18 protein-coding genes are annotated in these 22,734 nt (G+C 72.1%); 14 read left to right on the forward strand and 4 right to left on the reverse strand.

Annotation, left to right across the window (positions count from 1 at the left end; translation table 11 throughout):
* Positions 1-37 precede the first annotated feature (37 nt).
* From ACWEK3_RS20995 to ACWEK3_RS21050, 12 genes are read left to right on the forward strand one after another with little or no spacing between them, the layout of a single operon-like run.
* Complete coding sequence (locus ACWEK3_RS20995) at positions 38-640, forward strand: hypothetical protein (RefSeq protein WP_453250310.1); 603 nt, start codon at positions 38-40, stop codon at positions 638-640.
* Complete coding sequence (locus ACWEK3_RS21000; protein ID WP_453250311.1) at positions 637-1,323, forward strand: hypothetical protein; 687 nt, start codon at positions 637-639, stop codon at positions 1,321-1,323. The genes ACWEK3_RS20995 and ACWEK3_RS21000 overlap by 4 nt, the downstream gene beginning before the upstream one ends.
* 10 nt (positions 1,324-1,333) lie before the next feature.
* Positions 1,334-1,696, forward strand: a complete 363-nt coding sequence (locus ACWEK3_RS21005; RefSeq protein WP_453250312.1) for a hypothetical protein — start codon at positions 1,334-1,336, stop codon at positions 1,694-1,696.
* Entirely contained in the window at positions 1,689-2,828 is a 1,140-nt protein-coding gene (locus ACWEK3_RS21010; protein ID WP_453250313.1) for a hypothetical protein, read from the forward strand. The genes ACWEK3_RS21005 and ACWEK3_RS21010 overlap by 8 nt, the downstream gene beginning before the upstream one ends.
* Positions 2,829-2,861: 33 nt before the next feature.
* A complete protein-coding gene (locus ACWEK3_RS21015; protein WP_450544421.1) occupies positions 2,862-3,398 on the forward strand; it encodes a phage baseplate assembly protein V in 537 nt (178 codons plus the stop codon).
* Between the two features lie 18 nt (positions 3,399-3,416).
* Entirely contained in the window at positions 3,417-3,752 is a 336-nt protein-coding gene (locus ACWEK3_RS21020; protein ID WP_453250314.1) for a hypothetical protein, read from the forward strand.
* Positions 3,749-4,135 carry a GPW/gp25 family protein gene (locus tag ACWEK3_RS21025; protein WP_453250315.1) on the forward strand — a complete coding sequence of 129 codons (387 nt, stop codon included), beginning with the start codon at positions 3,749-3,751 and terminating at the stop codon, positions 4,133-4,135. The genes ACWEK3_RS21020 and ACWEK3_RS21025 overlap by 4 nt, the downstream gene beginning before the upstream one ends.
* Positions 4,132-7,263 (forward strand): putative baseplate assembly protein, encoded by a 3,132-nt coding sequence (locus ACWEK3_RS21030; protein WP_453250316.1) that lies wholly within the window; start codon positions 4,132-4,134, stop codon positions 7,261-7,263. The genes ACWEK3_RS21025 and ACWEK3_RS21030 overlap by 4 nt, the downstream gene beginning before the upstream one ends.
* On the forward strand, positions 7,260-11,024 hold the full coding sequence (locus tag ACWEK3_RS21035; RefSeq protein ID WP_453250317.1) for a putative baseplate assembly protein: 3,765 nt from the start codon (positions 7,260-7,262) through the stop codon (positions 11,022-11,024). Before ACWEK3_RS21030 ends, ACWEK3_RS21035 begins: the two co-directional genes overlap by 4 nt.
* Positions 11,024-13,195 (forward strand): hypothetical protein, encoded by a 2,172-nt coding sequence (locus tag ACWEK3_RS21040; protein WP_450544411.1) that lies wholly within the window; start codon positions 11,024-11,026, stop codon positions 13,193-13,195. The genes ACWEK3_RS21035 and ACWEK3_RS21040 overlap by 1 nt, the downstream gene beginning before the upstream one ends.
* Before the next feature lie 55 nt (positions 13,196-13,250).
* Positions 13,251-14,804: a DUF6519 domain-containing protein gene (locus tag ACWEK3_RS21045; RefSeq protein WP_453250318.1), complete on the forward strand. Its 1,554-nt coding sequence runs from the start codon at positions 13,251-13,253 to the stop codon at positions 14,802-14,804.
* Positions 14,804-15,691, forward strand: a complete 888-nt coding sequence (locus ACWEK3_RS21050; protein WP_450544408.1) for a peptidoglycan-binding protein — start codon at positions 14,804-14,806, stop codon at positions 15,689-15,691. The genes ACWEK3_RS21045 and ACWEK3_RS21050 overlap by 1 nt, the downstream gene beginning before the upstream one ends.
* 120 nt (positions 15,692-15,811) lie before the next feature.
* Here the strand turns inward: ACWEK3_RS21050 and ACWEK3_RS21055 are convergent, their stop codons facing one another.
* On the reverse strand, positions 15,812-16,972 hold the full coding sequence (locus ACWEK3_RS21055) for a glycoside hydrolase family 3 N-terminal domain-containing protein (RefSeq protein ID WP_453250328.1): 1,161 nt from the start codon (positions 16,970-16,972) through the stop codon (positions 15,812-15,814).
* Between the two features lie 413 nt (positions 16,973-17,385).
* Between ACWEK3_RS21055 and ACWEK3_RS21060 the strand changes: the two genes are divergently transcribed.
* A complete protein-coding gene (locus tag ACWEK3_RS21060; RefSeq protein WP_453250319.1) occupies positions 17,386-18,195 on the forward strand; it encodes a DUF427 domain-containing protein in 810 nt (269 codons plus the stop codon).
* Between the two features lie 145 nt (positions 18,196-18,340).
* Here the strand turns inward: ACWEK3_RS21060 and ACWEK3_RS21065 are convergent, their stop codons facing one another.
* Positions 18,341-19,996 (reverse strand): amidohydrolase, encoded by a 1,656-nt coding sequence (locus tag ACWEK3_RS21065; RefSeq protein ID WP_453250320.1) that lies wholly within the window; start codon positions 19,994-19,996, stop codon positions 18,341-18,343.
* 37 nt (positions 19,997-20,033) lie between these two features.
* Positions 20,034-21,368 (reverse strand): MFS transporter, encoded by a 1,335-nt coding sequence (locus ACWEK3_RS21070; protein ID WP_390878277.1) that lies wholly within the window; start codon positions 21,366-21,368, stop codon positions 20,034-20,036.
* Positions 21,369-21,502: 134 nt separating this feature from the next.
* Here ACWEK3_RS21070 and ACWEK3_RS21075 point away from each other — a divergent pair, with 134 nt between their 5' ends.
* Complete coding sequence (locus tag ACWEK3_RS21075; protein WP_450544402.1) at positions 21,503-22,396, forward strand: LysR family transcriptional regulator; 894 nt, start codon at positions 21,503-21,505, stop codon at positions 22,394-22,396.
* Positions 22,397-22,534: 138 nt separating this feature from the next.
* On the opposite strand, the gene ACWEK3_RS21080 is transcribed toward ACWEK3_RS21075, so the two are convergent.
* Positions 22,535-22,708 (reverse strand): hypothetical protein, encoded by a 174-nt coding sequence (locus tag ACWEK3_RS21080; protein ID WP_384437040.1) that lies wholly within the window; start codon positions 22,706-22,708, stop codon positions 22,535-22,537.
* Between the last annotated feature and the right edge of the window lie 26 nt (positions 22,709-22,734).

The raw sequence follows: 22,734 nt of genomic DNA on the forward strand, positions 1-22,734 counted from the left end.
ACGACCCAATTCGTGAGTCTATCGAAAGTGGCACAACGTGAACTCAGAATGGAGCCGCTCGCGCCGCCTGGTGTTGCGTGAGCTGCGTGCAGAGGCGCACGTCAGTGCCTATGCGCGGGAACTGGGCTGGAAGGTGCGCGAGGTACGGCAGGCCGACCCGGAGGAGGCGACAGAGTATCGAGTGGTCTGGGCTGCAAACCCGCAGCTCCTTCTCCACTACATTGAGGACGAGATTCCTGAGCGGAGTTTCGTGTTTGTTATTGGCTCGGATGCGGAGCTGGTGCACGGAGCGGCAGGTGTCTTTGAGGAGCACCTCAATGCGCTGACTCTGGAAGAATTGATCGCTGATGTGGACGGTGCCGTACTCTCACCTGAGCGGCTTTCTGATGCCGTTCTGAGGGCGGGAGTCGGAGCGCCTCGGGAATTTGATGAGCGATTCTTCACGCGCATCGACGCTGCCCTACGGCACCCCGATCCGCAGGTGAGAGAGGGTGCACTCTGGGCGGTCACATACTCCCCTTGGAGTCAGTATCGGGAACGAGTGCTCGAAATGTCCCGGAGCGACCCGGACCAACAGCTGCGTGAGGCGGCGAGCATTCTCTTGGAAGAATTCGCCGAACAGGAAAGGGGTGAGTCGTGACCCGCTACGCAAACTTCCCCAAACCCATCCGCTCCGGCATAGTCGTCGTCGACCCCGAACGCGGCACCCCCCAGCGCGTCATCGTGCTGCAGTTCAACCCGGACACCCTGGAGCGCGGCATCTCCCCCCAGTCCGCCGGAGACGGCGGCGACGCCGGCGGCGGAGGTGCCGGGAGTGGGGACCGGAACGAGGCATTACGGCTCAAGGGCCCCGCCCAGGAGACCTGGAAGTTCACCGCCGAGATCGATGCCACCGATCAGCTGGAGATCGCCGCGCCCGACGGGATCCACCCGCAGCTCGCCACCCTCGAGATGCTGGTGCAGCCGACCACAGCGCAGTTGCGGGCCGCGAGCAAGCTGACGCGGAAGGGCGCCATCGAGATCAGCCCGATCGAGATGCCGTTGACGCTGTTCACCTGGGGGAGCAAGCGGGTCATGCCCGTGCGGCTCACCGAGCTGTCCGTCAACGAGTCGGCTTTCGACGTCAACCTCAATCCGATCCGGGCCTCGCTCAGTATCGGGATGAAGATCCTGACCGTGAGCGACCTGCCCGCAGGGCACCGCGGTGCCGACCTGTACATGGCGCACCTGGCGCAGAAGGAGCGGCTTGCCGCCGCGGCCCGGGGCGGCAGCCTGGGCGCCCTCGGACTCGGCGGCGCCGATCTAGTGACTGGAAGGGGCTGAGGAGGACGACATGGCCGGGACCGAGCCCTACGAGAGCGCCCTGGACTCCATACCGGGCGCGCACCCCTATTCGCGTACCAGCCGCTATCACGACGCCGAGATCGGCGTGCACCGGCGTGCCGACGGCACCGAAGTCCGGTACACCAAGCGGCGCCTGCTGCCTCCGCTCGACGAGGAGACCGAGCCGCACGTCGTCGGCGCCGGAGAGCGGCCCGATCTGCTCGGTCAGCGCTTCCTCGGCGACTCCGGCCAGTGGTGGCGGATCGCCGATGCCAATCCCGTGCTCGACCCAAGGGAGTTGACGGACGAAGCGGGGCGCGTCATCGGCATCCCGCTCGCCGGCGGGTTCCCGCACGGAGAGCGGCGTGTCTGAACAGCCCGTGGGGCAGGGCCCCGTCCACATCCAGCTCCTCATGGGGTCCACGCTCGCCCGCCCGGTTCCCGTCGAGGTCGCCGAGGCGCTGCTGTCCGCGCAGATCACCGCCACCGCGGGCGAGCGCAGCGGATTCCAGTTCGCCTTCGACCTCACCAAGAGCGGGCTGATCAACCAACGGCTGCTGCCCGAGGGGTTCTTCGACCCGAAGACCCGCGTCATCCTCACCGTCAGCGTCCGCGGCACGCCCGAGGTGCTGTTCGACGGACTGATCGTCCGGCAGGAGGTCGGCGCCAGCAACGTCCCCGGCCACTCCACCCTCACCGTCACGGGCGAGGACCTGACGCTGCTCATGGACCTGGAGGAGCGCACGGCCCGCTACCCCAACCTGCCCCCGTCCGAGCGGGTCCTCGCCATCCTGCGCCGGTACTCCGACTACGGCGTCCGGCCGGATGTCTACCAGGAGAAGGTCGCCCAGCCGCCGCACCAGGACCTCCGCGTCCACTACCAGACGGGCACGGACCTGCAGTACGTCACGGAGCTCGCCCGCGCCAACGGCTACACCTTCTATCTGGAGCCAGGCCCCAACCCCGGCCAGTCCGCAGCGCGTTGGGGCCCCGAAGTGCGGCTCGGCCGGCGCCAGCACGCCCTCAACGTCAACATGGACGCCCAGTCCACCGTGGACCAGCTGACCTTCGCCTACGACGGAACCGCACGGGAGGAGCCGCAGGCGCGCTGGCAGGACCCGGGCACCCGCCAGTCCACGCTCCTGCCCCAACCGCCGATCAGCCCCATGCGGCCGCCCCTGGGCAGGCGGCCCACCCCCGCCCTCAAACGCAAGACCCTGTCCGGCACCGCCAAGCAGCAGCGTGAGCAGGCCGAGGCCGAACTCCTCGCCAGGGCCGCGGTCTCCGCGGACGTCATCTCGGGCTCCGGCTCGCTCGACGTCAACCGGCACGGCTACCTCCTCCAGCCGCGCCGGCTCGTCGGCGTACGCGGCGCCGGTCGGGCCTACGACGGCGACTACTACGTCAAGTCCGTCACCTACAACCTGCGCCCGGGCTCGTTCCAGCAGAACTTCACCCTCTCCCGGGAGGGACTGGAAGCACGCAGCGACTACGTCCGGCCCTGACCCGAACCACCGAAGAACCAGGAGAAGTTCAGCATGGCGGCACCCGGCAATCGCTACCTCGGCAAGTTCCGCGGTCGGGTCGTGGACAACAACGACCCGCTGCGCATCGGCAGGATCACGGCCGAGGTCCCGGACGTCCTCGGCGACGAGCCGTCCACCTGGGCGCTGCCCTGCCTGCCGTTCACCGGGCCGGAGTCGGGCCAGTTCGTGGTGCCGCCGCCCGGCGCCGGCGTGTGGGTGGAGTTCGAGCAGGGGGATCCCAGCTTCCCGGTGTGGACCGGCTGCTGGTACGGCGACGCCGGTGAACTGCCCCCCGACGCGCGCCGCGAACTCCAGGCGAACGCGGCGAACAAGCCGGTCGTCGTGCAGACCCCGCAGGCCCACAAGATCGTCCTCAATGACACCGCCGGCGCCGAACAGGGGATCCTCCTGCAGGCCCAGGGCGGTGCCTACATCCGCGTCACCAAGGAAGCCGTGGTCGTCGCCACCGGCGCGGGCGCCGAGATCGTCCTGCGTGGTCGTGAAGTAAACATCAACGAGGGTCAGTTGACCGTCCACTCCAAGCGATAGACAAACGGGGGAGAGAAGTTGTCCGGGAGTCTGCTCCACGCGGGCGCCGTGATCGGCTGCCCGCACGGCGGCCGCGGCACGCCAGCCACCACGCCCTCCGGCGGCGTACGCATCGGGGGTGCCGCCATGGCCACGAGCGCCCACACGTACGTCGTCACCGGCTGCCCGCACACCGTCGACGGAGTGCCCTCGCCGTGCGCCGCGGTCCGCTGGACCGCCGCGGACACCGGCGTCATGGCCGACGGGTCGCACGTGCTGCTCGACACCTCCGCCGCCCAGTGCTTCAGCGCGGCCCTCGTCCCGCAGGGACCACCCGTCGTCCAGGCCGCGCAGCGAAAGGTCACCGTCCGATGAGGCCGACGAGTCAACGCATTCGCACCGACATCGCGTTCCCCTTCCGCACCGACCGCCGGGGACGCACCGCCCACGCCCGCCCCGCCGAGCACGTCCACGACCTGATCGAGCAGCTGCTGTTCACCAGCCCCGGCGAGCGCGTGATGCGCCCCGACTTCGGCTGCGGACTGCTCGACCTGGTCTTCGCGCCGTCCAGCCCCGAACTGGTCAGCACTCTCGAACTCTCCGTCCAGGCCGCGCTCCAGCGCTGGCTGGGCGACCTGGTCGAGGTGGTGGCCCTCGACATCGAGAGCGGCGACGACACCGTACGCGTACACCTGTCGTACGTCGTGCGCGCCACCGGGACCGTCCGCGAGGACGTCTTCGAGGGGAGGTCGGCATGAGCGCGGGAACCACCCGGCGGGCCAAGGTGCGGGCCGCGCAGCTCAACGGGGTCGACGCCGTCGAGGCGAGCGACGACGGGCTGCTGCTCACCGTCACCTTCCTCGGCAAGGCCCCGCACGGCCTCGGCCCCGAGAACGTCCGCATCGACGGCGGCCGGCGCGTCACCGGCATCACCGCCGTCGACGTCAGCGTCGAACGCGAGGAGGACCCGGAGCTGGACGACCGGCTCCACGTCACCCTCGACCGGGCCGGCGACACCTCCCACTACCGGCTGTCGCTGGTGGAGGCGGACCCCTACGGCCGGCCCGGCACCGAGCCGTACCGTGGCTTCGACCAGCGCTACCACAGCGCGGAGTTCGGCTTCCGGCCCGGCTGCCCGACCCCCTTCGACTGCCGGGACGACACCGACGCCACACCGGACTTCCCGGCCGCCCCGGTCGTCGACTACACGGCCCGCGACTACGAGAGCATCCGCAAACTCCTGCTCGACCGGCTCGCGCTGACCACCTCGGACTGGGTGGAGCGCAACCCCGCCGACCTGGGCACGACGCTCGTGGAACTGCTCGCGTACACCGGCGACCAGATCAGCTACCAGCAGGACGCGGTCGCCACCGAGGCCTACCTCGACACCGCCCGCCGCCGGGTCTCCGTGCGCCGACACGTCCGGCTCATCGACTATGCGATGCACGACGGCTGCAACGCCCGCGCCTATGTGACCGTCGAGACCGCCGCCGACCGCGCCCTGGCACCGGGCACGTACCGCTTCGCCTCCGTCGACGTGCGCACCCTCGACCCGCACGACCGCCCCGAGCCCGGCACGGTCATCGACGAGGACGACCTCGGCGACCTGGACGAGCGCGGCTCCGTGGAGGTCTTCGAACCGGTCGTCGCCACCGAACCCCTCGAACTGCGAGTCGCCCACAACGCGATCCGGCTGTGGACCTGGGACGGCGAGGTGTGCGCGCTGCCCGCGGGGGCCACCGCCGCCACCCTGCGCGACGCATGGGCGGATCCCGAGACCCGCCGGGAACGCAGGCTCGACCTGAAGCCGGGCGACGTGCTGATCCTCGAAGAGGTGAAGGGGCCGCGCACCGGCACCCCCGGCGACGCCGACCCCGCCCACCGGCAGGCCGTCCGCCTCACCTCCGTCACCCCCGGCCTGGACCGCATCGAGGACCAGCCCGTCCTGGAGGTCACCTGGGCCGCCGAGGACGCCCTGCGCTTCCCGTTCTGCCTGATCACGCGGGGCGGGCGGGACTGCCCCGTCGAGGACGTCACCCTCGCCCGCGGCAACGCCGTCCTCGTCGACCACGGCCGCTCCGGCCCGGTCGAGACGGTCACCGTGCCACCGGTCCCGGCCGTCGTGGCGCCCTGCGACCCGCCGGAGTTCGGCTGCCCCGACCGCACGGAGGGCAACGCCCCGGCGCGGCTCATCACCTCGTTGACGGACCGGACGGAGAGCGGCCGCGTCCTGACCCCCGACGACGTCCGCGAACTGTTCGCGGTCGTGGGGGAGCGGGCCACCGTGCGCGCCGGGGTCGGTCTGGAGCGGGCCGGGCAACGACACGTGGGGGTCCCCCCGGCCGGGGGCTGGGGGAGGGTCGTGCCCGGCACGGCGTACGCGCAGGCCGCGGCCCTGCGGACGCTGCTCGCCCAGTCCGTCTACCCGGGCATCCGGCCCCGGTTCCGTCCCGTCCTCGGCCGGGCACCGGTCACCCAGGCCGTGCCGTTCCCCGACCCGGCGACGGTCGCCGCCGGGCAGGCCGGGCGGATCGCCGCCATCCCGGGCCGGATCAGGCAGCGGCTCGTCGAACTGTGGCGCAGTGCCCGCGACCGGGACGGGCTCGGCGAGGGCGAGGTCGACGAACTCGCCGTGATCTTCGGCCTGAAGGTGCTGGAGCGGCTGGAACTGCGCCGCCACCCCGTCCGCGCCCTGCGCGAACTGCTGCACCGCAGCGACGAGTTGCTGAACGCAAAGCTGCGGCGCGTCGAGATCCTCACCGCACGGGCCCGCGCGGGCACGGTGCTGGACGGGCACATCGCCTGGGAGATCGCGCACAGTTGGGGCCCGGCATACGCGGCCGGACTCCACCCCGAGGAGCCGGTCCTGCGTGGCCCGGCGACCGCCGCACTCGCCCAGGACCCGCGCCGCGCCCTGCCCGCCGTACGCCTCCACGACGGCGGCACGGTGTGGGAGCCGCGCCGCGACCTGCTCGACAGCGCCCCCCGCGACCGGCACTTCGTCGGCGAACCGGAGGACGACGGGCGCCTCGCCCTGCGCTTCGGCGACGGACGGCACGGTGCCGCGCCGACGCCGGGGACCCGGCTGGAGGTGCGCCACCGGCTGGGCGGCGGCACCGCGGGCAACGTCGGCGCCGAGGCCATCAACCACCTCGTCGTCACAGCGGGCGAGCCGGGCGAGCCGGTACCGGTCGCCACGGTCCGCAACCCGCTGCCCGCCACCGGCGGCACGGAGCCCGAACGCCTGGAGCAAGTACGTCAGTTGGCGCCACTGGACCTGCGCCGCACCCGGCTGCGGGCGGTCACCGCCGACGACTACACGGCCCTCGCCTCCGCCCTGCCCGGCGTCCAGCGGGCCGCGGCCGAGATCCGCTGGACCGGCAGCGTCCAGGAGGCCCACGTCGCGATCGACGCCTACGGCGGCGACACCCCGCCGGCCGGCCTGCTCGACTCCGTGACCCAGGCCCTGGAGACGTACCGGCGCATCGGGCACGACCTGGTGATCGGCCCCGCCCGGCTGGTGCCCCTCGACGTCGCGCTCCACGTGTGCGCGCTGCCCGGCCACCAGCACGGCCAGATCCTCGCCGACCTCTACCGCGTCCTCGGCAGCGGCCGACTGCCCGGCGGACGGCTGGGCTTCTTCCACCCCGACGCGCTGACCTTCGGCGAACCCGTCCGGCTCAGCCGCATGGTCGCCGCCGCTGCGGCCGTACCCGGCGTGGAGAGCGTCGAGGTCACCCGGCTTTGCAGGCTGTTCGAACAGGACCGAGGAGAGAGGGAGGACGGCGTGCTGCGGCTCGGCCCGCTGGAGATCGCCACCTGCGACAACGACCCCGACCGGCCCGAACAGGGACGGCTGGCGATATCCCTGGGAGGCGCCCGATGAGCCAGGTCTGCTCCTGCGGCGGCGCGTGCGGCGGCCACGACGAGCGCCTCGCCCCCGCCCCGGTCCACAACCCGCCCGGTCGCACCGCCCTCGACTACCGCGTCGGCGAGTACGGCTCCTTCCTCGCAGCCCTCCTCGACCGGCTCGCCTCGCCCGCGTACCCGGCCCTCGCCGGGCTGACCGTCCGCACCCCGGACGACCCCGCCATCGGCCTGCTGGACGCCACGGCCGTCCTCGGCGACCTGCTCACCTTCCACTCCGAGCGGATCGCCGACGAGGCCTACATCCGCACCGCCGACGAACACCGCTCGCTGGTGCTGATGGGCCGGCTCGTCGGACACCGGCCGCGCCCCGGAGTGGCGGCCGGCACCTACCTGGCGTACACCCTCGAACGCGACCCGCGGGCCGAGGCCCTGCCGGTGCTCATCCCGCGCGGGGCGCGCAGCCACAGCGTGCCCGCCTCCGCCGACGAGCAGTCGCTGACCTTCGAGACGGCCCGGGACCTCACCGCCCGCTGGGACTGGAACGAGCTGGCGGTACGGCGCCGCCGGCCCTCCCTCGTCACGCCCGAGGACCTCGAGCGCCCCTCCGAGCTGTTCGTGGAGGGCACCGCCAACTCCCTGCAGACCGGCGACCAGCTCCTCTTCGTCTTCGGCGAACAGGCCGGTGGCGAGCGCAGGTTGCTGCCCGTCGCCGGTGTCCGGACCGACCGGGACGACGAGGTCACCGCGATCTCGCTGCCCAGGTCGGCGCCGCTCACGCTCAAGGAACTGGCGGACGAGGTTCGGCGCTGGACCGCCGAACCGGCCGCCCCGGGCGAACCGGGCGAGGAACCGCCGACCCCCGAGGTCCCCAACCCACGGCCGGTCAGCCGCCTGATCGAGGACTTCGAGGACCAGGTGCTCGCCCCGCTGCGCACGGACCTGGACGACATCGGGACTCCGGAGCGCCTCGCGGCCCGTCTCGGTGAACCCCTCGCCCGTCTGCGGGAGGCCGAGGTGCTGGCCGAGGCGTACGAGGACGTGGCCGCCTGGTTCGAGCAGCTCGCGGCGGTCCTGGCGGAACTGGCCGGCCACGCACTTCAGCTGGCCCCCGCCCAACCCGCGGAACCGTCCGCAGAACAGACCGCAGAACAGACCGCGGCCGCCGGGAGGACGGCCCGGCCCGACCCCCGCCAGGCCGCGTTGCAGGCACTGAGCTCCGTCCTGCCGGCCCTGCGCTCCGACGCACCCGCCCACCGGACGGGAAGCCGCACCCGCCGCCCCGGCAGCGACACCGCGCGCCTGCTGTCGGCGCTCGACCCCGGCCTCGGCAGCCTCTATCCGGCCTGGCGCTCCGCCGCCGCGCCCGGTACCCCGCGGCTTCTGCGTGAACTGCTCGCGATGCGCGTGACCGCCGCCCCCTTCGGAGTCACCGCCCCGCTCAAGCCTGTCCAGGACGACCGCGGCCGGGTCATCCGCACCGCCGACTGGCCGCTGACCGGCGCGGTGCTGGCGAGCATGCGCGTGGTGTACGACCCGGCGGGCAGGACCCCGGCCCGGGCCGAGTTCCAGTACGTCGAGGGCGGCAGCAGCGACCAGCGCGCCGAGAACCTGCCCGTCGCCCAGCCGATCTCCTTCACCCTGGGCCCCGGCCGGGTCGACCTGTCGACCCGAGCCCCCCAGGACCGCGAGCTGAGCTGGCTCAACCGTCGTCCGGCCGTCGCCGAGGAACCGGGTGTCACCGCACGCCTCCACACCGGCCTGCCCGAGCGCACCTTGTTCGTCTCCCGCCCCGATGCCGAAGGCCTGGTGCACGTCGGCGTCCACAACGGCACGGCCCAGGAGATCTCCCTGCGGCCCGGCGACAGCAAGCAGTTCACCCACGGCGAGTACGAGGTGAGCCTCAAGTACACGGTGGGCACCACCGAACCAGGCGTCGAGATCGTCATCGCGAGCAAACCGGAGCCCGTCAACCGCCGTGTCCTGCAACTGGACACCGTCCACGACGGCATCACCGTCGGCAGCTGGGTGGCGATCCAGCGGCCGGCGAAGGGCGCGGCCGTACCCGGCGACGCCAGGTTCGCCTTCGTCACCACCCAGGTCGTCGCGGCGCGTACGGCCGCCTACTCCAACTACGGCATCACCGGCCGGGGCACCGAACTCACCCTCGCGGACCCGTGGCTGGACGAGTTCGACGTCCTGCTCTCCCACATCCGCGACACCACCGTGCACGCGGCGGGCGAGCCGCTGCACCCGGCCGGCGAACCGCTGGGCGAGGAGGTGCACGGCAACGAGATCGAACTCGCCCGGCTCTACGACGGGTTGCGCCCCGGCCGCACCCTCGTCGTGAGCGGTGAACGCACCGACGTCCCGGGCACGACCGGGGTCAACGCCGCCGAGGTGGTCACGATCGCCGCCGCAGACCCGGCCGTCGACCCCCGGCTGCCCGGCGACCACGTCCACACCCGCCTCACCCTCACCACCGACCTGGTCCACCGCTACCGCCGGGCGAACGTCCGTGTCCTCGGCAACGTCGTCGAGGCCACCCACGGCGAGAGCCGCGAGGAGGCCGTCGGCAGCGGGGACTCCGACCGCGTCAACCAGACCTTCGCCCTCTGGCAGTCCCCGCTGACCTGGCTCGCCGCCGACACCCCTCTCGGCGCCACGCCCGTCCTGGAGATCCGCGTCGACGGCGTGCGCTGGCACGAGGTCGACAGCCTCGCCGGGCGCGGCCCGACCGAGCGCGTGTACATCACCGGCAGCACCGCCGACGGCCGTACCACCGTGACCTTCGGCGACGGCATCCACGGCGCCCGCCTGCCCAGCGGCCACGAGAACGTCCGCGCCCGCTACCGCTTCGGCACCGGCAAGGCCGCCAACATCCCCGCCGACCGGATCACCCAGCCCCTCACCCGGCCGCTCGGCGTCACCGCGGTCACCAACCCGCGCCCGGCGACCGGCGGCGCGGACGCGGACGGGCCCGGCCTGACCCGCCGCACGATCCCGCTCGCCGTCTCCGCCCTGGACCGGCTGGTCTCCGCGTCCGACTACGAGGACTTCGCCCGCTCCCGGGCGGGCATCGGCCGGGCGGCGGCCCGCGAACTCTTCGACGGACGACGGCGCGTGCTGCACGTGACGGTCGCCGGAACCGACGACGTGCCGCTCACCGAGGACAGCCTCCGGCCCCTGCGCGGAGCGCTGACCGAGTACGGCGACCCGAACCTGGCGGTCCGCGTGGACGTGCGCGAACTCGTCCTGCTGCTGATCGCCGCCCGAGTGAAGCTCGAACCGGACCACGCCTGGGAGACCGTCGAGCCCAGGCTGCGCCAGGCGCTGCTGCTCCGACTCGGCTACGAGGGGCGGGAGCTGGGGCAGCCCGCCCGCCTCTCCGAGGTGCTGGCCACCGCGCACTCCGTGCCCGGCGTCGACTACGTGGACGTCGACGTCTTCACCGGCGTGCCCGCCTTCGTCCCGCCGGAGCGGCTGACCGCCCTGCTCGCCGACCCCGGCACGCCGAAGGCGTCCGTACCGGCGCACCCGGCGGCGTACGAGGAGAGCACCCACACCGTCCGGGACGCGAACGGGGAGACCCTGTCGTCGGTCTGCGCCCGGTACGGCATCCCGCTCGCCGAACTCCTGCGGCTCAACCCCGACATCACCGACACCCGGCGCCTGGCGAAGGGCCGGACGGTGTTCGTCTTCCGCGGCATCCGCCCGGCGCAGCTCGCGCTGCTGTCGGCGCGGGCCTCGGACACCCTGATTCTGACGGAGGTCAAGTGATGTCCTCGGACGTGGAGTTGGAGACGTCGGCCCCGGTGGTGCCCCGGGAGCCGGACGGGCTCGCCGAGCTGCTGCCCCGCTGGTACCGGATGCGCGACGGCGAGGAGGGAGAGCCGCTGCGCGCCCTCCTCGCCGTGATCGCCGAGCAACTCGACCGGGTCCGCGACGGCGTCCAGCAGAGCTACGAGGACCTGTTCGTGGAGACCGCGGCCCCCTGGGTGCTGCCGTACCTCGGCGACCTGGTGGGCTACCGCACACTGCCGGGCTACGAACGCGTCCTCACCGCCGGCCTGCACGGCGGCGGCCGGGACGCGCTCGCCGCGGCCGTCGCACCGCGCCGTGACGTTGCCGCCACCGTCGCCCACCGGCGCCGCAAAGGCACCCTGCACCTCCTGGAGGAACTCTCCGAGCAGGTGGCCGAGTGGCCCGCGCGCGCCGTGGAACTGTCCCGGCTCGTGGCCCACACCCAGCCGGTCAAGCTGTACGGCACCGGCCGGCGCGGCGACCGCGGCCGCCTGCTCGACCTGCGGGACGGGTCGGCGCTCGCCCTCACGGGCGGACCGTTCGAGCGGACGGCCCGGACGGTCGACGTGCGCCGGGCCGACTCCGCGAGGAAACAAGGGGGATGGACTCCCGCCGGGGTGGGGCTGTTCGTCTGGCGGCTGAAGCCCTTTTCGCTCACCTCGTCCCCTGCCTACTGCATCGACCGCGCCCGCAACCTCTACACCTTCTCCATCCTCGGCAACGACACCCCGCTGGTCACCAAGCCGGTGCCGGAGCCCTCGCCCGCGCACATCGCCGCCGTCGAGAACGTCCCGGCGTTCATCACCCGCCGCCTGCTGCACGACCGGCTCGCCGACTACTACGGACCCGGCAAGAGCCTGGTCATCCGGCGCGACGGCGAGGACCAGCCCGTGGCACCCTCCGACATCGTGGTCGCCGACCTGTCCGACTGGCGCTACCGGCCCCGGCGCGGCCAGATCGCCGTCGACCCGGAGCTGGGCCGCATCGCGTTCGGCTCCCGGTCCGCGCCCCGGCAGGGCGTGTGGGTGGACTACCACTACGCCTTCGGCGCCGGCACGGGCGGCGGCGAGTACGAGCGCGCCGACCGTGAACCCCACCCCGAGGCCACGTTCTACCGGGTCGGCCCCGGACAGCCGTACCACAGCATCATGGACGCCTATCGCGCCTGGCAGGACGAGCGCGGCCCGGAACGCACCCCCGGCATCATCGAGATCACCCACAGCGGCGCCCACCAGGAGCAGCTGGACTTCGACCTCGACCCCGGCGACCGCCTCGAACTGCGGGCGGCCGAGGGCGCGCGGCCGGTGATCCGCCTCCTCGACTGGTACAGCAACCGGCCCGACGCCCTCAACATCCGCGCGGTGTCCGACGACTGCACACCGCACGAACGGCCCCGCATCGTCCTCGACGGACTGCTGGTCGCCGGCCGCGGCATCAACGTGACCGGCCCGATGGGCGCGGTCGTCGTCCGGCACTGCACGCTGGTGCCGGGCTGGTCCCTGGAGCCCGAGTGCGAGCCGCACTCACCCGACGAGCCCAGCATCGTCCTGGACCGCACCACCGGCTGCCTGCAGATCGAGCACAGCATCCTCGGCACCATCGAGGTCATCGGCGACGAGGTGAGCGAGGACCCCCTCGACATCCATCTGCGCGACAGCATCCTGGACGCCACCGGCCACGACCGCACGGCCCTTTCCGCCCCGGACTGCCGCCACGCCCACGCCGTCCTGCACCTGCACCGCACCACCGTCATCGGCGAGGTGCGCACTCACGCGGTGCGCATCGCCGAGAACTCGATCCTCACCGGGAAGCTGCACGTGGCCCGGCGCGGCATCGGCTGTCTGCGGTACTGCTACGTCCCGCCCGGCTCGCGCACGCCCCGCCGCCACCGCTGCCAACCGGACCTGGCCGGCCCGCAGCAAGCCACCCGGGTACGGCCGCTGTTCGCGGGCGAACGCTACGGGACCCCGTGGTACGGGCAACTGGCGGACCGCTGCGCCGAGGAGATCCGGCGCGGCGCGGACGACGGCGCCGAACTCGGTGCCTTCCACGACCTGTACCGGCCGCAGCGCGAGGACGGCCTCAGGGCACGGCTCGCCGAGTACACGCCCGCAGGCACCGACGCCGGGATCTTCTTCGTGACGTGAGCAGCGCCGCCGTACGCCCCACCCGCAGCCATCCGAACCAGGGGGACCCCCTTTCATGCACGCCGATCTCTCCCGCTCCACTTTCCGCCCGGAGCGGCACTACTCCGCGGTCGTCGCCCAGCAGGGACGCGTCCAGCTCGACGCCGACCTGAACGAGCAGACCGCCATCGAGCTCCACCGGGCCCGCACCCTCACCGCCGACCTGATCGGCCGGCACGGCGGACCACGCGACGCCACCGGCTTCCGCATCGAGTACGTGGGCGGCAAACACGACATCGACACCCTGTACATCCACGGCGGCCGCTACTACGTCGACGGCGTCCTGTGCGACGCGGACCGCCCGGCACCGGAGGAGCCCGTACCCGACGAGGACGCCGCCGCGGATCAGCAGGCGGCGCCCGCGCAGCCGTACTGGGACTACTGGAACCAGCCGGACGGCTTCCGCGACCCGGAGCGACCCGGCGACCGCCTGCCCTCGCCCGGCCAGTCGCCGTTCGTGGTCTACCTCCAGGTGTGGGAGCGGGCCGTCTGCGCCGCCGAGGACCCCGCGCTGCGCGAGGTCGCACTCGGCGCCGCGCTGCCCGACACCGCCGTCCGCGCCAAGGTCGTCTGGCAGGTGCTGCCGCTGTCCCTGACCGAGCTGGAGGTCGAGGACGCCGACCCGTCCAGGGAGGACGTCCGGGACGCCTTCGAACGCTGGGCGCAGCGCCAGGCCGCCCCCGCGGCCCGGCTCGCCGCGCGCGCCGAACGGCCCGAGCACGCCGACGAGGACCCGTGCCTGGTCCGGCCCGGCGCGCGCTACCGCGGCCAGGAGAACCAGCTGTACCGGGTGGAGGTCCACGCGGGCGGCACGGCGAAGGACGCCACCTTCAAGTGGTCCCGGGAGAACGGTTCGGTGGTCTTCCCGGTCGACGGACTCGACGGCACCTGGGTGCGGCTGGCGTCCCTCGGCTTCGACGACAAGCTGGACCTCGACGTCGGCGACCTGGTGGAGGTCACGGACACCGCGTACGCCTCCCGCCTCGAAGCCCTGCCCCTGCTGCGGGTCGAGGAACTGGACCTGCCCGGCCGCCGGGTCCGGCTGTCCGCCGAACCCGACCCGCACGTCGGCCGGCTGCCCCATCTGCACCCGTTCCTGCGCCGCTGGGACCACCGCGAGGGGCCCCGCCGCAAGGGCCGTACGGCGGCGCTCGAAGGCGGCGCGATCCCGGTGACCGAGGGGGAGTGGCTGCCCCTGGAGGACGGCGTCGAGGTGTACTTCGCCACGGACGGCGCCTACCGCACCGGCGACCACTGGCTGATCCCCGCCCGCACCGCCGCCGGCGGCGTCGACTGGCCCGTCGACCCGGCGCGCCGTCCCCTGCTGCGGGCACCGGCCGGGATCGACCGCCACTTCGCGCCGCTCGCCCTGGTCAAGGGCGAGGAGAGCGCCGTCGATCTGCGGCTCGCCTTCGGACCGCTCGCCGGCGGCATCCCGGCGGCGGACGAGGCGACCCTCGCGGCGGAGGCGTCCGCCGCCCAGGAAGAACAGGCGGCGGAGGCCGACCCCTCCGACGGCCGGTCACAGACCACTGCGGCGGCGGAGGAAGCCGCGGAAGGAGACGAGTGATGGCCCAGCCGATGAGCGCGTCCAAGCTGGTGGAGATCCTGCGAGCCGAGGGCGTGACGGTCCACGAGGTGCGCAACTGGCGCACCCACAACCGCAACACCAAGGGGCCCTGGGGCCCGATCAACGGCGTGATGATCCACCACACCGTCACGTCGGGCACCGAGAACTCCGTGAACATCTGCTACAACGGCTACTCCGGCCTGCCCGGCCCGCTGTGCCACGGCGTCATCGACAAGAAGGGCCACGTCCACCTCGTCGGCAACGGCCGCGCCAACCACGCCGGCCTCGGCGACAGCGACGTCCTCCGGGCCGTCGTCAACGAGACGAAGCTGCCGCCCGACAACGAGGCCGACACCGACGGAAACCGGCACTTCTACGGCTTCGAGTGCATCAACCTCGGCGACGGCAAGGACCCCTGGCCGGAGGCGCAGAAGGACGCCATCGCGCGGGTGGCTGCCGCCATCTGCCGGCACTACGGCTGGAGCGAGCGCTCGGTGATCGGCCACAAGGAGTGGCAGCCGGGCAAGCAGGACCCGCGCGGCTTCACCATGGACTGGCTGCGCGGGCGCATCGCCGCCCGGCTGGCCGGAAAGGGCTCCGGGAAGCCGCACGAGCCCAAGCCGGCGCCCAAGCCGTCGTACGCCCCCTTCCCGGGCAGCGGCTTCTTCCACAACGGGCAGAAGTCGCCACTGATCACGGCGATGGGCCGCCGGCTCGTCGCCGAGGGGTGCAGCCACTACGAGAAGGGGCCCGGCCCCGAGTGGACCGAGGCCGACCGCAAGTCCTACGTGGCCTGGCAGCGCAAGCTGGGCTTCAAGGGCAAGGACGCCGACGGCATCCCGGGCAAGTTCAGCTGGGACAAGCTGAAGGTGCCGTCGGACGGCTGAGAGTGCCGGTCCGACGGTCCGCCGCCCCGCTCGGCGGAAGGGACCGCGCCCGGGCGGGGCCATCGGCCCCGCCCGTACCGGAGGGTCCACAACACGGCAGGGGCTGTGATCCACTCGCGCTCAGGAGCAGAGATTCACGTGCCGGACGGCCAGGACGTGTCCCGCCGCGTCGATGAGGCGACTGCGGGCGAGATGTCCGCCGGCCACCGCATTGGTGATCGCCGAGGCGATCGAGGACGTTCGGGAGCCGGTATTGCCCCCCAGGTCGAACATGACCATGTCGGCACCGGAGCGCAGGGCCTGGACAGCGGCGGCGGGGACGCTGAAGCCTGCGGCGGAGATCGACTTGGCGCTGAGCGAGTCGGTGACCACCAGCCCCTTGAAGCCCAGCTTGCCGCGCAGCTCGTAGCTGATGACGGTGGGTGACAGGCTCGCCGGATTGGTGCCCAAGCCCGGCACGATGTTGTTGGAGACCATGATCGCCGGGGCGCCGGCCTTGATGGCCGCTGTGAACGGCGGGATGCCCACCTTTTGCAAGGTGGACCAGGGCAGGGTGCGGGCGGGGCCGAAGTCGGAGTTGTAGCTGGAGTTGCCAAGGCCCGGGAAGTGCTTGACGACAGGTATCACGTGTCCGGCGCGCAACCCGTTCATGTACGCGACGCCGTCCTTGGAGACCACCGAGGTTCTGCCGCTGAAGGAGCGCCATCCGTCGGGGTTGGTCTGACTGGGAGCCACGTTCCTGCCGTCGACGTCGACCACCGGCGCGAGGTCCATGTTCACCTGGGCGGCCGCCATCTTGGTGGCGACCTTCGTGACGTTCCGCTGGATCTGGGCCGGGGTCCAGTGCTTGCCCATGTACGCGGGCCAGGGCAGGGATCCGACGAGGTTCGCCATGCGCTGGATGCCGCCGCCCTCCTCGTCGGTCATCACCAACAGGCCTAGACGGCCAGGTACATGAGACTTCAGGGCGGTCAGTCGGGAGCCGAGGTCGGACGGTGCCTTGCTGCCGAACAGCACCACGCCGCCGGCACCGGCGCTCACCTCGGACATGGCGTCGGACACCGAGGTCTCCGACACCGGGACGGCGATGGTCAGCATGGCCAGCCGACGGTTCGACCAGCCGGCCAGCTTCGTGTTGTTGGTGCACGTGGCGGCGGTGAGGTCCGCAGCGAAGGGCGAAGGGGAGGGGGAAGGCGCGGCGGTCGGGGCGGGGGACACGTCGGGGCCATTGAAGTGCGGGGCCGTCTTGTGGGTGCCCGTGCCACAGCCCGTCAGGAGCATGGCCGCCACGGCGGCAACGGTGTTTACTCTGCGTGCGGTTGTGGCCCGGCCGGGGAGGCGTCGCGGTGCTGTCGCGCTTCTGCGGTCACGGTACGCCGGGAGTTTCATCGCCCGGCCTCCTTTCGGAATGCGCGACGACACCGGTCGCGCGGAGGGCCGTATCAGCATGAGGCTGTTTTACGAAGAGTGAGATGCACACCAGCCCGCATTTGTTCGCTGGTTCACGGTCGGAGTACCAGGATCTCGCGTCTCGGAGTCGGCCGGAAGCGGGTCGCAGCGCTGTTCACGGTGGGACGGGGCCGTCAACTGATTACCAGGCTCGCCTGCCGGATGGCTGTAGGGGTGGCCGGTTCGTGCGTCCGTCGGAGAAGCTGGGTGTACGGAAGCGGCAGAGCGGACTGAGGTGGTCGGCGATGGCGGACGAGAGTGTGGATTACCCGGGTTTCATCGTCCCGGTCGGGCATGTCGAGCCGGTGCCGCGGCGTATCCGTGCGCAGGTCGGCGGCCGGTGGGTGTTCGACACCCGGCGGGCGTTGTACGTGTGGGAGTGGCCCGGCTATCCGCAGTACAGCATTCCGCTGCGGGATCTGGCCGAGGGCGTCCTGACCGACGACGGCCGCGCCGGTCGGCTGGGCCCCGGCCCCGCGCGGCGGCACTCGCTGCGGGTCGGCTCCGAGGTCCGTGAGGGTGCGGCGTGGGTCTGGGACGAGGGAGCCCCGAAGGCACTCATCAGCACCGCCCGTTTCCGGTGGGACGCGCTCGACGCGTGGTACGAGGAGGAAGAGCAAGTCTTCGTGCACCCGAGGAGCCCGTACACCCGGGTGGATGCGCTGCGCTCGTCCAGCAGCGTGCGCGTCGAGATGGACGGCACCGTCCTGGCCGACGCGCCGTCCTCGGTGAAGCTCTTCGAAACCGGCCTGCCGACCCGCTACTACGTCGAGCGCGCCTTTGTCGACTGGACCCTGCTGCGTTCCTCGGCCACGGTGACGGCGTGCCCGTACAAGGGGAGGACCAGCGGATATTGGTCGTTCGTGAGCGGAGCCGTCGCCCATGACGATGTCGCCTGGGCGTACGACTTCCCGACGGTGTCGTGCTCCGCCATCGCGGGGATGGTCGCGTTCTACAACGAGCACGTCGACCTGTACGTGGACGGCGTCCTGCTCCCGCGGCCCACCGCACTCTCGCGGGCTCAGTGGGACAAACAGCAGCGGGCGCGTTCCTGAGCCGCTCGCCGGCGCCCACGGATCAGGGTGGACGGCATGTCCATGGTGGAAGTCGTGAAGCTGCTGGTGCCGCCGGTGCACCGGCAGATGGGGCGGCCGTCCGAGGGGCCCTCGGCCGCGGCAGGGGAGGAGCTGGCGGGGGTGCTCACGCCACGACCTTCAGCGCCCCCGCGTCGTGCGCCACCCGTCCGCCGACGACCGTGGCCCCGACCGTCAGGTCGGCGATGCGGTCCGGGGCCACGCCGAGGAGGTCGTCGCTGAGGACCGTGAAGTCGGCGAGCATGCCGCGGGCCAGGGTGCCCTTGATGTGCTCCTCGTGGACGGCGTGGGCCGAGCCGACCGTGTACGCGTGCAGCGCCTGTCGTGCCGTGACCGCCTCGTGAGGGGCGATCGAGGCGCCCGAGGCCGTGCGGCGGTTGACCATGTCGGCAATGCTGAGGAGCGGGTCGGAGGCGACCACGGGGGCGTCCGACGAGCCGGGAAGTACCACGCCCGCTTCTAGGAACGACCGCATGCGGTAGGCGAGTTGGCTGCGCATCGGACCGAGCGCGGAGAGGAGCCCGTCGCCGATCTCGGACAGGAACCGGCCCTGCGGTACCGGGATCAGCCCGTGCCGGGCGATGCGGGCGACCTGCGCGTCGCTGGTCACGGCCGCGTGCTCGACGCGGTGGCGGACATCGGCACGCGGGTGCAGCCGCTGCGCCTCCTCGTACGCGTCGAGTACGACGTCGAGGGCGGCGTCCCCGATGGCGTGTGTGGCGATCTGCCAGCCGCAGCGGTGCGCCTCGACGATGTAGCGGCGGATCTGCTCGGGCTCGTGCTGGAGCAGTCCGCTGTTGCCGGGCGCGTCGTGGTAGTCGCAGCACATCGCCGCCGACCGGCCGATCAGCGAGCCGTCCGACATCATCTTGGTCGGCCCGATCCGCAGCCACTCGTCGCCGAGCCCGGTGCGCAGGCCGAGGTCGAGACCGTACCAGGTGGCGTCCGGCTCGAAGACGCCGCAGTCGTGCAGCGTGGTGATGTACGGCATGACCGTCATCCGCACGCCGAGCAGGCCCCGTTCGCGTGCGCGGAGGTAGGCGTCCAGGTCGGCGGGCCCGTTGCCGATGCCGTCGATGGCGCCGATGCCCGGCTCCGTCACGCTGGTCAGGCCCACCTCCAGGGCGGCCCGCGCGCCGGTGGCGATGTGGGCGGTCCACTCCTCGGCCGGCTCCGGGCGCAGCACCTGCTCGACCAGGTGCATCGCGGTCTCCTGGAGCAGCCCCTCGGCCCGTCCTTCCGCGTCGCGTACGACATGGCCACCCGGCACGTCGGGCACGGCGGACAGGTCGGTGTGTCCGGCCCGCGCGAAGGCCGCCGTATTGGCGACGGCCATGTGGTGGGAGGTGTGCACCAGCCAGACCGGACGGCCTCCGGCCGCCTTGTCGAGGGCCTGGGCGGTCGGGTGGGCGCCGATCTTGTTCTGGTCGTAGCCCGCGCCGAGCACCCAGGTGCCTTCGGGCAGGTCCGCGGCCTGCTCGGCGACCGCGGCGTACAGCGCGTCCAGGCTGGGCACGGCCGTGTACGAGAGGTCCAGCTCGCGCAGTCCCTTGCCGACGTAACTGAGGTGGTGGTGCGCGTCGTTGAAGCCGGGTACCGCGTGGGCGCCGCCGAGGTCGACGACCGTGTCGGCGGTGCAGCCCGCCAACTCCTCGTCGAGGGCCACGATCCGGCCGCCGAACACGCCGAGCGAGGTGGCCGTGGGGCGGGCCGGGTCGAGGGTGGTGAAGCGTCCGTTGAGGAACACGGCGTCGAGGCGCACGGGGATCAACTCCTTGGGGGAGGGGTACGTCGGTGGGTCAGACAGCCGTCGCCGCAGCGGCCTGCGGCCGCGGTGCCCGCCGGTCGGTGACCCGGGCGAGCGCGGCGACACACGCCGTGGTGACCAGCAGCAGGACGGCGTAGAACGCGACCACGAGCCAGATGGAGCCGCCGCCCGACGTCAGCAGAGCCTGCGCCACCAGCGGGGTCGTACCACCGATGAGCGTCGAACACAGCTGGTACGAGAGGGAGATGCCGGTGTAGCGGACGCGGGACGGGAAGGCGCGGGCGAGGAATCCGGCCAGGACGGCGTAGTACCCGGAGCCGCTGATCATGGCGAGCGCGATGCCGAGGAACACCAGGAGTGGCCGTGCTGTGTTGATCATGAGGAACATCGGGACGGCGACGACGACATTGGCGAGCAGTGAGCAGACCATGAACCGGGCCTCGCCGACCCGTTCGGAGATCAGCGCGGCGATCGGCTGCCACACGAACTGCACCACGGAGAGCCCAAGCAGGATGTAGAGCATCGTCTGCCGGTTCATGTGCAGTTCGTTGGTGGTCCAGGAGAGCACGAACGTGTTGGTGAAGTACGCGGCGGAGATGCCCATGATCGAGGCACCGATGCCGAGCAGCACCACGCGCCAGCCGGTGCGCAGCACCTCGGCGATCGGGAGCTTCACCACGTCGCCGCGCTCCTTGACCCGTGCGAAGTCGTCCGACTCCTCGACCTTCAGCCGGATCAGGAGGCCCACGACGACGAGCAGTCCCGAGAGCAGGAACGGCACACGCCAGCCCCAGGCCAGGAAGGCCGCGTCGTCCAGGGTGCCCGCGCCGAGGAAGACGAGGGTGGCCAGGATCGCGCCGGCCGGGGAGCCCTGCTGCACCATCATCGCGAAGAAGGAGGCCCGCCCTCTGGGCGCGCTTTCGGACGCCATGAGGACAGCGCCGCCCCATTCACCGCCCACTGCGATGCCCTGCACCGCGCGCAGGAGGGCGAGCAGGACGGGTGCGGCAACACCTATCTGCGCGTGGGTGGGCAGCACGCCGACCAGGAAGGTGGCGACTCCCATCAGGAGCAGCGTGGTGACGAGGGTGCCCTTGCGGCCCAGGCGGTCGCCGAAGTGGCCGAAGACGATCCCGCCGAGCGGCCGGGCGAGGAAGCCGACCCAGAACGTGGCGAACGAGGCGAGCACACCGGCGGCGGGCGACACGTCGGGGAAGAACAGCTTGCCGAAGACCAGCGCGGAGGCCGTTCCGTAGATGTAGAAGTCGTACCACTCGATGGTGGTGCCGACGAACGAGGCGAGACCCGCACGGCGGGCCTGGCTCGAAGCGCGGGTTCTCCCGGCGGCGGGGGACGGGACGTTCATGGGGCCTCCGGCGGACGGGCCAGGCGGTGAACAGGACGTGCCTTCAGTTTGAATTCGGCCACTCATGCCGTCTAATACTTGATTGTTAAGATCCTCATGCCTTTGAGGCATGGGCGTCGTCCCGGAGGTCATTCATGGAGCTGCGCGTGCTGCGCTACTTCCTCGCCGTCGCCGAGGCGGACTCGGTCACCGCCGCGGCTCGCAAGGTGCATGTCGCGCAGCCCTCCCTGTCGCGTCAACTGAGCGCACTCGAGAAGGACTTGGGCGTCTCGCTGTTCACGCGCCGTCCCGGTTCCCTGACGTTGAACGCCGCGGGCCGCCGCTTTCGGCCCATCGCCCAGGACCTGGTGCGCCGTGCCGAGCAGGCCGCCGAGACGATGGCGGCCGCTGGGCAGGGCGAGGCCGCGGCCTTCACCGTGGTCGCCTCCCCCTCCACGGTGGCTTATCTCCTGGCCCCGTTCATGGCCGGTGGCGCCATGGCGGGACCCACGCTGCGGGACGCCCTTCAGGAGGAGCCGAGCAAGGTCTTCGACACGCTGATGCGCAGTGACGCCGACCTCGGCATCTCCACGATTCCGGCGCCGGCGCCGTTGGAGTCGGCGTTCCTGGGCCGAACGCCGGTCATCGCGCAGGTGCCCGCCGGTCACCCCTGGAGCGAGCGCACCACGATCGCTCTCGCCGAGCTGGTCACCGAACCGCTCATTCTGATGTCCCGCTCCAATGTGGCCCGCCTCGTCGTGGACGAGGCCATCAGCCGTGCGGGCCTCACGCCCGCCGGGGTGTCGGAGACAGGTTCCTCGGCCTTCGCGCAGGCGCTGGCCGCGGCGGGCCGAGGAGTATGCCTGGTCACGGACGATGCCCGCTTCGGTCTCACGGAACTGGTCGTGCGGACCGCCGACGGGCCACTGACGGTCCCGCTGTATGCCGGGTGGGACGCCTCGCACTATGCCCGTACCGCCCTGCACGCCCTGGTGGACGGCCTGCGCGACCACTGCGACGAACGCAGGCGGCGGTTCCCGGGGCTGTGAGGTCCGCAGGTCCGTTCACCGGTGGCGGCAGCGGCGATCGCGACCGCCACCGGTGAGTTACTTCAATCCGTCCCGCTCGAACCCGTCCCGCTCGGCCGAGATCAGCCGGTCACCCCCGTGGACGAGGGCCGGCGGCGACTACTCGGCCCCCTGTTGCGACTGCACCGCCCTCCCCGGCACCAGGACGGCGAGGGTGCTGCGCGCTTCCCGCCGCAGCGTGCGGCGTCGGGCGAAGGTCGCGGTCAGAGCGAGGATCGAGACCGTGCCCCCGTAGAACACGGCGGCCATCGTGGAGAGGAGCCCGATCGTCATCGGGCACGCACCTTTCTTCCCCCGTT

The sequence above is a fragment of the Streptomyces sp. NPDC004721 genome (assembly GCF_053601495.1).